At 65.7% G+C, this 14,042-nt stretch carries 6 protein-coding genes; 1 reads left to right on the forward strand and 5 read right to left on the reverse strand.

Annotated elements, in window-relative coordinates; genetic code table 11:
* The 5 genes from ACTWOL_RS23110 to ACTWOL_RS23130 all read right to left on the reverse strand — a co-directional run bounded on the left by ACTWOL_RS23110 (position 1) and on the right by ACTWOL_RS23130 (position 4,976).
* Complete coding sequence (locus ACTWOL_RS23110) at positions 1–942, reverse strand: squalene/phytoene synthase family protein (protein ID WP_474298660.1); 942 nt, start codon at positions 940–942, stop codon at positions 1–3.
* Positions 943–1,041: 99 nt separating this feature from the next.
* Complete coding sequence (locus ACTWOL_RS23115; RefSeq protein WP_474298661.1) at positions 1,042–2,304, reverse strand: MAB_1171c family putative transporter; 1,263 nt, start codon at positions 2,302–2,304, stop codon at positions 1,042–1,044.
* Entirely contained in the window at positions 2,297–2,782 is a 486-nt protein-coding gene (locus tag ACTWOL_RS23120) for a hypothetical protein (RefSeq protein WP_474298662.1), read from the reverse strand. The genes ACTWOL_RS23115 and ACTWOL_RS23120 overlap by 8 nt, the downstream gene beginning before the upstream one ends.
* A gap of 518 nt (positions 2,783–3,300) precedes the next feature.
* Positions 3,301–4,029, reverse strand: a complete 729-nt coding sequence (locus ACTWOL_RS23125) for a helix-turn-helix domain-containing protein (protein WP_474298663.1) — start codon at positions 4,027–4,029, stop codon at positions 3,301–3,303.
* Between the two features lie 419 nt (positions 4,030–4,448).
* On the reverse strand, positions 4,449–4,976 hold the full coding sequence (locus ACTWOL_RS23130) for a hypothetical protein (RefSeq protein WP_474298664.1): 528 nt from the start codon (positions 4,974–4,976) through the stop codon (positions 4,449–4,451).
* 360 nt (positions 4,977–5,336) lie between these two features.
* Here ACTWOL_RS23130 and ACTWOL_RS23135 point away from each other — a divergent pair, with 360 nt between their 5' ends.
* Positions 5,337–14,021, forward strand: a complete 8,685-nt coding sequence (locus ACTWOL_RS23135) for a golvesin C-terminal-like domain-containing protein (protein WP_474298665.1) — start codon at positions 5,337–5,339, stop codon at positions 14,019–14,021.
* Positions 14,022–14,042: the final 21 nt, after the last annotated feature.

Here is a 14,042-nt window from a genome sequence, read left to right on the forward strand (position 1 = left end):
TCAACGGTCGCGGTGGTCGGGGTGGCCGCCGGCTCGTCCACCCCGACGTACGGAGCGGTACTCCCGGGCCAGAATGCGGATGGCTGCGACGACGGGCGTCCTCGGAGCGCTTTCGGTAAGCGCCGGTCCTTTCTTCTCCAACGCGGACAGCCGTGCTTCCTGGAGAGCCACGAAAGCGCGGATGAACGGCCGGCTCGCCGGCTCCACGAAAGTCGTGAGTTCACGCGACGCGGTCAGCCCTGGGCGGATCCGCGCGGCCTGCTGCTCGATGAGTTCACCGATACGCCCGGAGCCGTTGCCGTCATGGAGTTCCCTCCGTGTGACGCCATGCTGGTCGAGTGCCTCTTGCGGTATGCCGAGGCGTCCGTTTCGCAGGTCTTCCGCAATGTCTTCCAGGAAGTCGAGGCGCTGGCTCGACTCGATGAACGTGCGGCACGCACCCGAGTACTCGTCTGCTGCCGACGGGGGCGCGAGCAGGCAGGCTATGAGCATGAAGGCAGGATGCGAGTAGGCGTCGACGTAGCGCTGGAAGTCGGCTTCGGTGGCGAAGCCTTCGCATGTCACCTCGGCGGGAGCGCCGTCGAGGAAGCTCTCGACATGGCTTCGCAACTGCGGGTGCCTGGTGACGGTGTGGAGCAGGGCTCGCAGAACCGGCAGGCCGGCTGATCCGCCGTCCAACGCTGCCCGTACGCGCCCGTCCCAGTCGGAAAGCGCCGTGAGACGCTGCTCGAGAGGGCCCTGATCGATGCGGTCGTCAGTGACGTGCATGAAGGCGGTGGCGGCGATGACGTCCGGTACGAGAGCAGGGGGCAGCAGCAGCCTGACCGCTGTGTACTCGGCTCTCGCGAAGCGAGCCACCGTGCGACGCTCCTCGCTGTAGTCGCGTCGGTGTGAGGGCTCCTCGATGCCCGCCCGGTCGAGGGTGTCCGACCATGTGGTCACGATCACGTTGGTACTTCCTCCGAACCACTGGATCTGGCGTGTCGCCGTGTTCGCACGGTCTGTCTTCGCCGCCGGCCCCCTGGGTAGCGGTCCTGCCCCCTATGGCTCACGGCCGGGAACGTCTCCTGCGGGGGCGGGCAGGCCCGGAGCTGGGATTTCCGCCATGAACGGGTGGCCGAGGGCCCTCGCGACTCGGAGCAGACGCTCTCGTTCACGGCCGGCAGGAGTGCTTTCGCCCGGCAGGGGAGGTGGAGGGCCGTCGGGCTCGGCGACGCGGCCGCCGACCGCCACGCGCCGTGCGTGCTGAAGGCGCTCGACCGCGTCACGAAGGACCGCCGCGGTGGCGAGTGCTTCGAGTTCAGCGGCGGGCAGACGCTGAGCAGGGTCCAGGCTCTCCTGGAGGACGCGGACGGCGTCGAGCGGTTCGGCTGACACCCACGGGCGCAGCGCGCGGATCCCGTCGAGGATCTCGATGATGCGCCGGTGAAGGTTGAAGCTCACATTGGCCGTCGGATGGTGGTTCCGGGAGCTGTTCGCACCGAAGGCGAGGTCCTGGTCCACTTTGCCTACCACCAGGTCCCACAGGGGCTGCAACGTCTTGATGTCCCGGCGCTCTCGCAGCCACGCGCCGACGACAGCTCCGGAGAGACCGTAGTACGCGATCAATGCGCCGATGGAGCCGAACGTGGATCCGATGACTCCGACCTGGTCGAGTGCGTGGTTGCCCAGTGCGGCTGCGGCGATCGCGGGGACTCCGCACACCACGTACCCGAAAAGGAACAGCATCGCGATCGCGAAGGACGTCAGGGAATGTTGTACCTGAGGGTCGGCGACCCGAATCCTGCGGCATTGCCGGAACGTGTTCAGGGTGCTGGTGGTCAGCGTGCACAGGAACACGGTCAGGAACGTGAGGATCAGAGGATCCTGCGCGTACACGGTGTTGAACTTGAGCGGATCCGATTCCGCGGACAGATCGGCCGACAGAAACAGGATGATCATCGAGACCGCGGCGACCGCGTAGGTCACGGCCCAGAGGGCGACCCGTCGGCGGAGCACCCCCTTGGACTGCTGCATCTGCGGATTCCACAGGAGCGTGAGCAGATGGAGGTGGGCGAAACTCGCCAGGATGCCGACGTAGACCGGCAAGGTGGCGAAGCTGGGCCGGCCGGTGGCCTCTCCCACGATCCGGTACACGGTGGGAGAGGCCAGTGCGAAGTTCGCACAGGAAATCGTGTTGGCGGACACGATCAGCGCCAGCGTGGGCGTGGGGTCACGCAGCAGAGCCAGGAACTTCCAGCTCGCGAGGATGAGGCTCAGAGCGGCGATGACCAGGTAGACGATGTTTGAGACGCTCTCAGACACCCGATCTCCTGTGTGTGAGGACCGAGGTCAGGAACCCCGCGTTTCCCTGATCGCTCCGCAGTTGCAAGTGCCGCTGGAGCATCACGGTGGCGAAGGCCTCCGCGCGTCTTTCGTGGACGTTGTCGTAGTGGGACCTGGTGAGGACCTGGAGCACCGGCCCCGGATTGAGACCGGGCAGCAGCTGCCGCACGGTGTCCTCCATCAGAGGCTGGTGCGTTTCGTCCTCCGAGGGGTGCTCCTCCCACAGGTGCCAGAGTTCGTGCAGGCTCGCATGGAGCCTGGTCAGTTCGCTCGCGTTGGCGTCGACGACGATGTAGTCCCGTTCGCGGCCGCGGGCACAGAAGGCCGAGACCTGGCGCGGTAGGGGAGCTTCGGTGAGCGTGATGGGTTTGCCGCGGCGTTCCGCCACCGTGTCGACGAGATCCTGCAGTCTGCGAACGCCCGACAGTCTCAGGTCGCGGCGGATGAGTCGTGACATCGACCATGTTGCGGCGGAGATGGACAATTGTTCCCGCGTGGACGCCAGGAGAGATCTCGCGTCACGGCGCCACCGGCGATCCACCGGCTCGGATGAATGGCCGCCGTCTGATGGGGACTTGTTGCTCGTGGGCTCATCCATGACTCAGTGAGTGGCCTATCTCCGCCGTGTGGACGGCGGCAGGAACCGCGCCGAATCCCGCAACCGTCAATTCCCTCCGAACCCTCTCCATGTGCTCTCCTCGGGTGGCGACTTGAGCAACTCGCAGCTCACAGACCGCGTAGGGGTTGCCGAGGAATGGTTCTCCCGGTCACTCGCGTCCGTACGCGTCTTCGAGACGAGTCACCGTCAGAAGGCTGGTCGATCTTATACGTGGCTTCGAGTCAAGAAGCCCTCCAGATCGGGCAGTTCCGAAAGAGGCGCGGCGCAAGAGTGGGCATAGCGGATGAACTTCGCAGCAGGAATGCCAGTGTCGGCGCACCAGTGCCGGGAGCGTCTCCGCAGAGGCCGGTCCGGAGTCAGGACCGGGTGGAGGAGTCGGCGTCCGGCCCGTCGCCGTCCGGCCGGACCAGCCCGAGCACGCCCCAGATCAGGGGAAGGATCCGCTTCCTGCTCCTGGACGGCAATGACCGCACCTGGTCGGTGAGGGCGCGCACCTCCGGATCGTCTTCCTGGTTCAGTGCGATGGCGAGTGCCTCTCGCAGCTCCAGGCCGATCGTGTCCTGTCCTGTGTGCGCCAGACTGCTTCGCATCGCGAGCTGGGAGATGCCCTTGCCCTGGATGAGGGCGAGGTGGGTCAATTGCTCGTGGATGGGGACCAGGGCCCTGAGGAGTGCCTGGCGGTCGGTGGCGGTGAAGAAGCCGGGCGGAACCCCGAAGAACGCTTCCAGGTTGGCGAGGACTGCAAGCCCGGGACTGCGCTGGCCCTTCAGCAGATAGCCCACCGCTCCGTGGGAGATCCCGGCTCCGGCGCCGATCTCGTCGAGTGTGAACTGCTTGCCGTCGGGCTTGAGGCGTGTGGATCTGAGGAAGACGAGGCGCTGCTGGAAGATCTCATGGACGTCTTCGGCCTCTACTTCCCTGCCGTCGAGGAGAGCGTGTATCCGGTCGGCGGCGATGCCCGTCTCGTGCGAGACCTTGCCGATGTCGATCGCGCTCCGGTCCAGGCCCAGCCCCCTGAGCAACTCGTCGATCGCTCCGACAGCCGCGGCGAGCTCATCGACCTGAGCGGCAGCAGCGGCTTCCATGCGGGGGAGTCTCCTGGTCGGTAGGCAGTTCCGGCCGCATGCGCGGGCCTGCCGGAAGGTTATCGGTCGCTCAGGCCCTGCGTCACCCGCTCACCGACACAACTGTGACAGATATGCGGAAGAAGAGCCCTGGGCAACGGCGCATCCATCGTTTGATTCAACGATTGTTGACAGTCTTCGGCTTGGTGCAGCAGGATCAACCCTGCCGTGAGCTGACCCTGCCCGTACCCAAGTTCGTTGCCACCGCCCGTTGTTGACCGGTGCGGCGGACATGTCCGCGACGCTTCTTCCCACCATGCCCGGTCGCCCGTGTCCCTTCGTGGACCGCGCGCCCGATCACCGGGCTCGCCCTGCCCTCACGGGGGTGGGGCGGGGCGAGCCCGTACCGCACGCGGGGGCCTTGGTGAACCGTTTTGTGGTCAGCCGGCGGCGGGCAGTGCCCCCGTGCAGGTCGTACGCCCGAACGCGCCCATGGCCGTGGCCCGTTGCACGTGCTTGCCGCGGATGGCGAGCGTGCAGGACGCCTGTCCGCCCTTGCCGTCGAGGACGACGCCGACGGTGGGAGCCTTGCCGAGAGGCACCTGGACCGACTTCTTCCAGGGGAGCGTGACGTCCTTCTCCACCGTTGCCGCGCCGGACTCGCTGCGGGCGAGATACGAGATCTCCGCCCTGCCCGACCCCGTGACCTCGTAGGTCACCTCGGCCGTCGGGACCGCGCGGGGCTTCGGCGGCTCCGGCGTGCTGAGGATGCCGTATCCGACGAGCCCGCCGCAGGCGAGCAGCACGGCGGCGGCGATCAACAGGCCACGCCGGTCGGGGGAGTTCTCGCCGCGCCCGCTCTCCGGTGCCCCCGGGACTTCACTCCCCTGGCCTTTCGTCTCCGGGGCTTTCTGCTCCGTAAGTTCCTTGTCCGGTGCCGTGTTTGTCGATGGTGCTTTCGCTGACATGGGTGGGCTCCGGCTTTCGGTGATTGGCTGACGTGGAACCGGGCGGTTATACACCACGCCGCAGATCCGGTGCGAGCGAGCGGAGGAAACGGGCGAACCGCATCGCATTCTGCCTGTGGATTGTCCAGTATGTCTGGGCAGTTGACATGGCGTCAGCCCGCTGGTTAGAAATCCCGCCGCGATCTCCGCGAGTCGTGAACTGCCTTCTTCTCGCGGTTGTTTCGCATTGCTCCAAGCCGGGCGGAAACCTCCGCGACGGCTCATTCGGCGTGCCCATTTCGCATGCGGCGGGATGGGCACGCCGATGCGAAAGGCATTGAGGTGAAAGTTCCGTACAGGAGATATCTCTCCTGTCTTGTCGTGTCGGCGGTAGCCGGTACGCTATTGCCGCAAGTCGCCTATGCGGCCCCCGCGTCGGCGTCGAAGGACGACGACAAGGGCGTCATCGACAGCATCGTGGGCTGGTTCTCGGACGACGACGAGGGCCCGAAGCCCCCGGTCGGCGGAAAGCTGGAGATAGCCAGCCGGCAGAAGCTGCCGAAGGGCAAGGCGCTACCGCAGGCGAAGCGGGTCAAGGAGCTGACGGGCAAGCGCACGTCGCAGGCGCGCTACTGGCAGCTCTCGGACGGGCGGATCGAGGCCGAGCTGACGGCCGTGCCGACGTCGTACAGGTCCGGGAAGTCCTGGAAGCCGGTCGAGACGACCGTGCACACCAGCCCGGACAAGGGCTTCGACTTCGCCAACACCACCAACACCGGCAAGAGCTGGTTCGGTTCCGACGCCCGCAGGCTGATGCGCTTCGAGGCGGAGGACGGCCGGGCGGTAACCCTCGGGCTCGAGGGCGCGGCCAGGCTGCTCACGCCGCAGGCCAAGGCCGACCGGGTCCTCTACAAGGACGCGGTCTCGGGCGCGGACCTGTCGTACCGGGTCGGGCACGGCGAAGTGAAGGAGGACATCGTCCTGGGCGAACGCCCGGCCAAGCCGGTGTCGTTCACCTTCACCCTGAACACCGAGGGCCTGACGCCGAAGGCCCGCAAGGACGGCTCGATCGCCTTCTACGGTGAGGCGCCGCAGACCCCGGCGATGGTGATCCCGGCGCCGTACATGACGGACGCCACGAAGGACCCGCTGTCCCCGACCGGCGGCACCTACAGCAACAAGGTCACCCAGACCCTCAGCCGCAGCGGCAAGGGCTGGAAGCTCACCGTCACACCGGACGCGAAGTGGCTGGCGGCCAAGGAGCGTCAGTACCCGGTGGTGATCGACCCGACGATCACGGTCACACCGGACGCGACCGCGTCCCAGGACACCATGATCCTGTCCGACCAGCCGGGTGTGAACTTCAACAACACCTGGAAGCTGTCGGCGGGCAAGACCGACACGGGCACTTCCCGGTCGCTGATCAAGTTCCCGCTGACAGAGATCCCTTCGGGTGTGACGGTCGACACCGCCCGCCTGGAGATGTATTTCGACCAGGCGCACACCACCAACGGCAACGACGTCACCATCGGCGCCTACCGGGCGACCGGCGCATGGGACGAGTCGACGGCCAACTGGACGAACACCAACGCGCTGGTGGGCGAGCTGTCGGGCACCACCGTCCAGCAGGACGACGGTGATCCGGGCACGGCGGCGGTCGGCGAGTGGCCGGGCGGCACCACCACGGGTGGCGCGGCGACCGACAACGACTACGCCTCCAACAAGAACGCGCTGACGGGCGAGACGTACACCTGGCAGCCGCAGATCCCGGAGACCGCGTCGTACCGCGTCGACGTGCACTACCCGGCGGCGGCGGACGCGGCCACGGCCGCGCCCTACACGGTCACTCACCGGGACGGCACGAACAACTACACGGTCAACCAGACCGGTTCGGGCGGTGTGTGGAAGACCCTGGACTCCACCCAGCGGTACTTTTCCAAGGGCAACGCCGGCAAGATCGTGCTCGGCGACACCGGATCGGCCACGACCCGTACCCTCGCCGACTCGATCCGGCTGGTGAACCCGGCCTCGATCGTGAAGAACACCGGCGAGTACAACCAGTGGCACAAGTTCGCGGTGACCGACACGGTCCAGAAGTGGGTGTCGGGCACGGCCGCGAACCACGGGTTCGTGATCAAGGGAACCGACGAGTCCGCGACCGCGCTCACCGGCGGCCCGCGCTACGAGGCGGCCGACGGCAACAGCTACGGCGGCGAGACCTCCACCTACCCGCGGCTGACGGTGACGTACGACAAGGTCGGCGCCGCGCTGAACTCGCCGACCGTGGTGCACTCCACCGGCCCGGAGCTGTCCTGGCCGACGTACACCAACACCACGGGTGACACGGACCTCGACATCGTCGAATACCAGCTGCACCGCTCCACCCAGCAGGTCTTCACCCCGTCCGCGGCCACGCTGGTCGCACCGATCGACAAGGCCGCGACGGCCTACACGGACACCACGGCGGTGCCGACCCCGGACTCCAGCTCCAGCGAGATCGGGAAGTCGTACTTCTACCAGCTCGCGGTCAAGACCAAGGGCGGCGAGCTGCTCGGGTCCCCGACCCGGGTGGTGGGCATCCCGAAGGCCGGCCGGACGATGAAGATCATCCAGGCGGGTCAGACGGACACCACGCTCTCCTCGCAGCTGCCTACGGCCAACCACGACGGACTGATGTCCTGGAGTCTGCCCCAGACCTGGCTGAGCGTCGGCAACAACTCCACCACCTACGGCAAGACCCGTGCCGTGCTGAAGTTCCCCACCAGTGACATCCCCTCCACCGCCACGGTGCTGGAGAACAAGATGTACATGTGGGGAGCGGAGACCACCAGCACGACCAACGGTGCGATCTACGAACTCCATTCGCTGACGCGGGACTTCAACGAGACCCAGGCGACGTGGAACAACGCGACCTCGACGACGCCGTGGACCACGGCCGGCGGTGACTTCTCCGCCGCGGTCGCCGACACCGTCCCGCAGATCACCGACGAGGTGGGCCGCCACTGGTGGGACGCGACCGGACTGATGCAGTCCTGGGTCCGTACCCCCGCCAACAACAAGGGCGTCGCCGTCAAGCTGAAGGACGAGACGGCCACCGGCCCGCAGGAGCGCACCCTGTTCCTGTCCGCCGAGGCCGCCGACCCGCAGCTGCGGCCGTATATGCAGGTCATCTACGTCGACTCGACGACCGAGGACACGTACTACGCGCCGACCACCCCGGCCCGTATGACCCCGAACTCGCAGTACACGGTCGAGTTCACGGTCACCAACACCACGTCGACGGCATGGGCGGCCGGTGAGCGGCAGCTGTCGTACACCTGGAAGCTGCCCGACGGCACGGACGTCACCACCGGCGGCAACCAGCTGTCCACCGCGATCCCGGCGCTGCTGCCGGGCAAGTCGGCCACGATCCAGGCACAGGTCAAGACGCCCATCAACTCCGATGAGGGCAACAAGCGCCTGGACTACGTGCTCGGCTGGGACATCAAGAAGGTCGCCGACGGCTCCTGGCTGTCCGCGGGCACGGGCGCCATCCCGCCGCTGAAGCAGAACGTCAGGGTCGAGGACCCGACCTCCAACACGCTGGGCCTGGAGAAGTTCTACTCGTACACGGGCAAGAACACCGGTGCGGGCTCGACGGTCATGAACAACCTGGGCTCCGGCAACAGCGTCTGGTCGTACAACGCGTTCGCCAACCCCGGCCGCGGGCTCAACACCTTCGCCCGGTTCGCATACAACAGTCTCGACACCTCCGACACGGTCGCCGGTCACGGTTGGTCGTTCCAGGCAGCCGGACCGATCCGGCTGGGCGCGCCGCTGGACTTCCACCCCAACCCGAACCCGACGGAGATCCGGCTCCCGGACGGCGACGGCACCACGCACGTCTTCCGTAAGCAGCCCGACGGGACCTGGAAGGCCCCGGCCGGTGTCCACTTCAACGTCACGATGAAGGCGGGCCTGGACTGCAAGCCCACCAAGGACCCGGTCCCGGACGCCTGGACGCTCACGCGCCCCGACGGCACGCGCTTCCTGTTCGGCTGCGACGGCTACATGACCTCCACGGTCGACAAGAACGGCAACACGCAGACGTTCACCTACGAGGAGCGCAAGTCCAACAACAAGCCGACCAAGTTCCTGGCCTACATCACGGACCCGGCCGGCCGGCAGTCGCTCACCGTCGACTATTACAAGAAGGGTGATGCGTCCTACGAGTACATCAACGACACGGGCGCGAAGGTCACGGGCTCGAACCTGACCAACTCCAAGATCTACGACCACGTGAAGTCCATGACGGACATCTCGGGTCGCAAGATCGCCTTCTATTACACCGCCAAGGGCCTGCTCGGCCAGATCACCGACGGCGTCGGTTCCAGCCAGCCCAAGGACTTCCGATTCACCTACGACGCCACGCAGGGGAACAAGAACGTCAAGCTGGTCAAGGCGACCGACCCGCGCGGCAACGCCACAGAGCTGGCGTACTACGCCCCGCAGACCGGAGACGACCCGAAGTACCACTGGTGGACCAAGACGATCAACGACCGTCTACAGGGCGCCACGGGCTTCACCTACGTCGCGAACGCCGGGAACACCAAGTTCACCGACACCACTGCCACTGACGCCGAGTCGCACGCGACCAAGTACGTCATCGACGACTTCGGGCGCGGTGTGCAGACGACGAACGCCAACTCTCAGGTCACCAAGATGGGGTGGGACGCGGAGAACAACGTCACCTACTTGGAGGAGAACAACGGCGCGAAGACGGCGTACTGCTTCGATCAGAAGACCGGTTACCCCCTGTGGTCGAGGGACGCGGAGAACAACAAGGCCGGTGTCCCCCCGTCCTCGGACTGCGCGCCCGGCGTGTATCCGGCGAACTCGACGAGATTCGAGTACCAGACGCGCTTGGACGGCTACTCGGCGGACATCTTCACCAAGACCTCTCCGGAGGGCCGCAAGTGGCAGTTCGGGTACGACTCGTTCGGCAACCTGAAGACGGTTACCGACCCCAAGGGGGTCGCCACCACGACGGCCGGTGACTACACCACGTCGTACGAGTACGACTCCTACGGCCAGCTGAGCAAGGCGATCGACGCCAACAACCACTCCGCCTCCAATACAGGGTTCGGGCCGACCGGCTACCCGGAGAAGATCACGGACGCACTGAACAATTCGATGTCGTACGTGTACGACGAGCGCGGCCAGGTCACCGAGGCCGTCGACCCGCTGGGCAAGAAGACCACGCAGACGTACGACACCTTCGGACGCCCGCTGGTTTCCACGGTGCCGAAGGACCAAGCCGCCGGCGTGCTGATCACCTCTCAGGCCCCCGTGTACGACGCCAACGACAACGTGACCAAGTCGACCGCGCCCAACGGCGCGGTGTCCACAGCGGTCTACGACGCGGCGGACCAGGTGGTGTCGGCCACCGCACCGGCGAACAACAACACCGATCCGCGCACGTCGACGTACACCTACGACAGGGTCGGAAACCTGAGGACGTCCACCGAGCCCAAGGGCTCGCTGACGACGTCGGACGCCACCGATCACCTGACGACCAGCACCTATGACGCGATCTACCAGCTCACGGCAGTCGAGAACGCCCAGGGCCACCGGATCACCTACGCCTACGACGACGTGGGCAACGTCAACAAGGTCGTCGACCCGAAGAAGCACGCCACGGCCGACCCGGACGACTTCACGTCATCGTCGCTGTACGACCTGAATCACCGGGTCGTACAGGTCACTGACGCGGCCGGCAACTTCACCAAGCAGTCCTACGACAAGGACGGCCTCGTCGTCTCTACGACGGACAAGGAGAACAACACCACCACCATCACCTACGACGAGCGCGGCAAGAAGACCGAGGTCAAGGTCCCACGTGAGGGCGCCACGACTCGTTCGACGAAGTTCGAGTACGACCAGGTCGGCAACACGACCCGGGTGATCACCCCGCGCGGCACGGCCACCGCCAACGCCGACGACTTCGCGGTACGAACGACGTACGACGAGCTGAACCGTCCGAAGCGGCAGTACCAGCCGTACGACCCGAACGATGCCCGTCACAACAAGGCGGATGTCTACACGGAGACCACCTACGACGCGGTGGGCCGTGTGGCGAAAAGCTCCTCGCCGCCGTCGGAGGGTGAGACGGTCCGCAACGACACCACGTACACCTACTTCGACAACGGTTGGGCCAAGTCCGCTACGGACGCGTGGGACATCGTCACCACGTTCGACTACAACGACATGGGCCAGCAGGTGAAGCGCACGCTCACCTCGGCGGGCGGATCTTCCGACCGCACCATGGCCTGGTCGTACTACGCCGACGGTAGCCTGAGGTCGAAGTCGGACGACGGTGTGCCGGTCGGCAAGAGTGTGGTCCTCGTCGACAATTCGGACGCCCAGAACGTCTCCTCCACCGGTACCTGGGCAACGGGCAACCTCACCGGGCAGCACGGCTACGACCACCGCACCCACACAGCGGGCAGTGGCACGGACGCGTTCACCTGGACACTGCACATCCCGAAGGACGGCACCTACACCGCGTATGTGAAGTACCCGAAGGTGACCGGAGCGGCGACGGCCGCCAAGTACACGCTGACCCGCGGCACGACAACCGAACCGTCGGTCACGAAGGACCAGAACGCGTCCGCCGGCGCCTGGGTGTCGCTCGGTTCCTACAGCCTCAAGCAGGGCGAGGACACCAAGCTCAAGCTCGACCAGAACAGCAGTGGCGTGGTCGTCGCGGATGGTGTGAAGCTCGTCCGGGACACCACCGGTGAGACGGACACGGAGAAGAACTCCTTCGCGTACGCCTACGACGTCAACGGCAACATGACGTCGATCGACGACACCTCATCCGGCGCGAAGATCGACGCCTACACGGTCGCGTACACGGGCCTCAACCAGGTCCAGAAGGTGACCGAGGCGCTGGCAGGCCAGGAGAAGAAGGTCACGTCCTTCACCTACGACATCAACGGCCAGACCGATACCGTCACGCACCCGGACCAGTTCGCCGAATACACCTACGACCTTCGTGAGCTGGTCAAGACTGTCTCCGTGGGCAAGTCGGCGACCGACACCTCGCCGAAGGTGTCGTCGTACACCTACACCGCCCGCGGGCAGAAGTCGAAGGAGACCAAGGCCAACGGAAACACCGTCGACCACACATACCTCCTCGACGGAGCTGTGAAGACGACCACGGAGAAGAAGCCCAACGGAACCCTGGTCGCCTCGCACACCTATGCCTACGACGCCAACGGGAACAAGGCGCAGGACGTCGCCAGGAAGATGAACGCCGACAACCACGCGGCGTTCCTCGACTCCACGACGGACTACACCTACGACCCGGTCGACCGGCTCACCAAGACCGTCAAGACGGGCAACGGCGCGGGGACGGACACCTACGTCCACGACGACAATGCCAACGTCATCAGCCAGACGGTCAAGGGCACCACGACCACGTACAACTACGACCGCAACCGGCTGCTGAGCGGCGCGTCGGGCGGCCAGACTTCGAAGTACACCTACGACCCGTTCGGCCGTCTCGAGACGGTCACTGCGGGCGGCAAGGTCATCGAGCGGAGCGTGTACGACGGCTTCGACCACGTCGTGGAGTCCCAGAAGGCGGACGACGCGGGCGTGCTGAAGTCGACCAAGTACACGTTCGACCCGCTGGACCGCACGTCATCGAAGACGGCGGACGGGAAGACGACCGACTTCACCTACCTGGGCCTCTCAGGCGAGGTGCTGGGTGAAGAGGTCGCCGGCAAGGTCACCAAGTCGTACCAGTACAGCCCGTGGGGCGAGCGTCTGTCGCAGGTCAAGCACAACGACGACGGCACGACGGAGGATGGTTACTACGGCTACAACAGCCACACCGACGTCGAGACGCTCACCGACAACAACGGTGACACCAAGGCCACCTACGGTTACACGGCCTACGGTTCGGACGACAAAGACGACTTCACCGGTATCGACAAGCCCGACACCGCCGACCCGACGAAGGAGGCCTACAACCCGTACCGATTCAACTCCAAGCGGTGGGACGCCCATTCCGGCACCTACGACATGGGCTTCCGCAACTACAGCCCCGGCCTGAACCGTTTCACCACCCGGGACATGTACAACGGGGCACTCGCCGACATGAACCTCGGCAACGATCCGTTCACCGGAAACCGGTACGCCTTCGGCGGCGGTAACCCGTCCAGCAGTGTCGAGATCGACGGACACTTCGACTGCGGCATCTGCAGTGAGGTTGCCGATACCGCGAGCGACTGGCTGAAGAGCGCGGCCAATGAGGTGGACGATGCTGCCTCGAAGACGGCGTCCAAGGTCGGTTCCGGTGCGCTGAGGTTCCTCGGCAAGGCGTCGGGAGTCGGCACCGCGATCTATGTCTTCCTCGATACGCTCGGTTTCGACCTCGACGGGTCGTCGACAGCGTCCCGTGAGTCGGCGATCGGCGAGGAGTACAACTACAACCTCGGACGCCTCACCACTCCGGACAAGGACGTCGAGTGGCGGCCCTACGCCGACTTCGCTCTGAGGCAGGACAACTGCAGCAAGGGCCAGAGCGCGATCTACTACCTGCCGCTCGACGGGCAGGGCAGGGCACAGGGCGGGCGCGCCTGCCTGACGGCCGGTGACTACAACTACGAGAAGGACGACGGTTCGGAGGCATTCCCGGGGGTCACGTCGAAGATCTTCGGTACCCGTACCCAGTTCCCGATCGACTGGTCGAAGATCCCCAAGGGCTACTACAGCCGCCAGACAGCGGACAGGCAAGGGCTCGACTACGTTCAGCGCGGCCATTTGATCGGCAAGCAGCTTGGTGGCAGCGGTACCGACATGCGTAATCTGGTGCCCCTGTACAACGAGACGAACTCTCCGGTCATGTCGAGCTTCGAAAACGAGGTCGCCGCCCGGGTCAAGGCCGGTGAGACGATCTACTACCAGTCCGATGCGAATTACACCGGGAACAATTCGATCCCGGACAGTATTTCCATCAGCTGGACCAGTCTGACCACTGGCCAGTCAAAGGCAATTAACATACCCAACGTACCTTGACCCCGATGAAGGGGAAGAGGT

This window comes from Micromonospora sp. IBHARD003 (assembly GCF_056106285.1).

What these genes read in the sequence shown, in the direction of transcription:
- ACTWOL_RS23120 (WP_474298662.1), bottom strand. Translation starts at nt 2,782, where the DNA reads ATGTCACGACTCATCCGCCGCGACCTGAGACTGTCGGGCGTTCGCAGA.
- ACTWOL_RS23125 (WP_474298663.1), bottom strand. Translation starts at nt 4,029, where the DNA reads ATGGAAGCCGCTGCTGCCGCTCAGGTCGATGAGCTCGCCGCGGCTGTC.
- ACTWOL_RS23130 (WP_474298664.1), bottom strand. Translation starts at nt 4,976, where the DNA reads ATGTCAGCGAAAGCACCATCGACAAACACGGCACCGGACAAGGAACTT.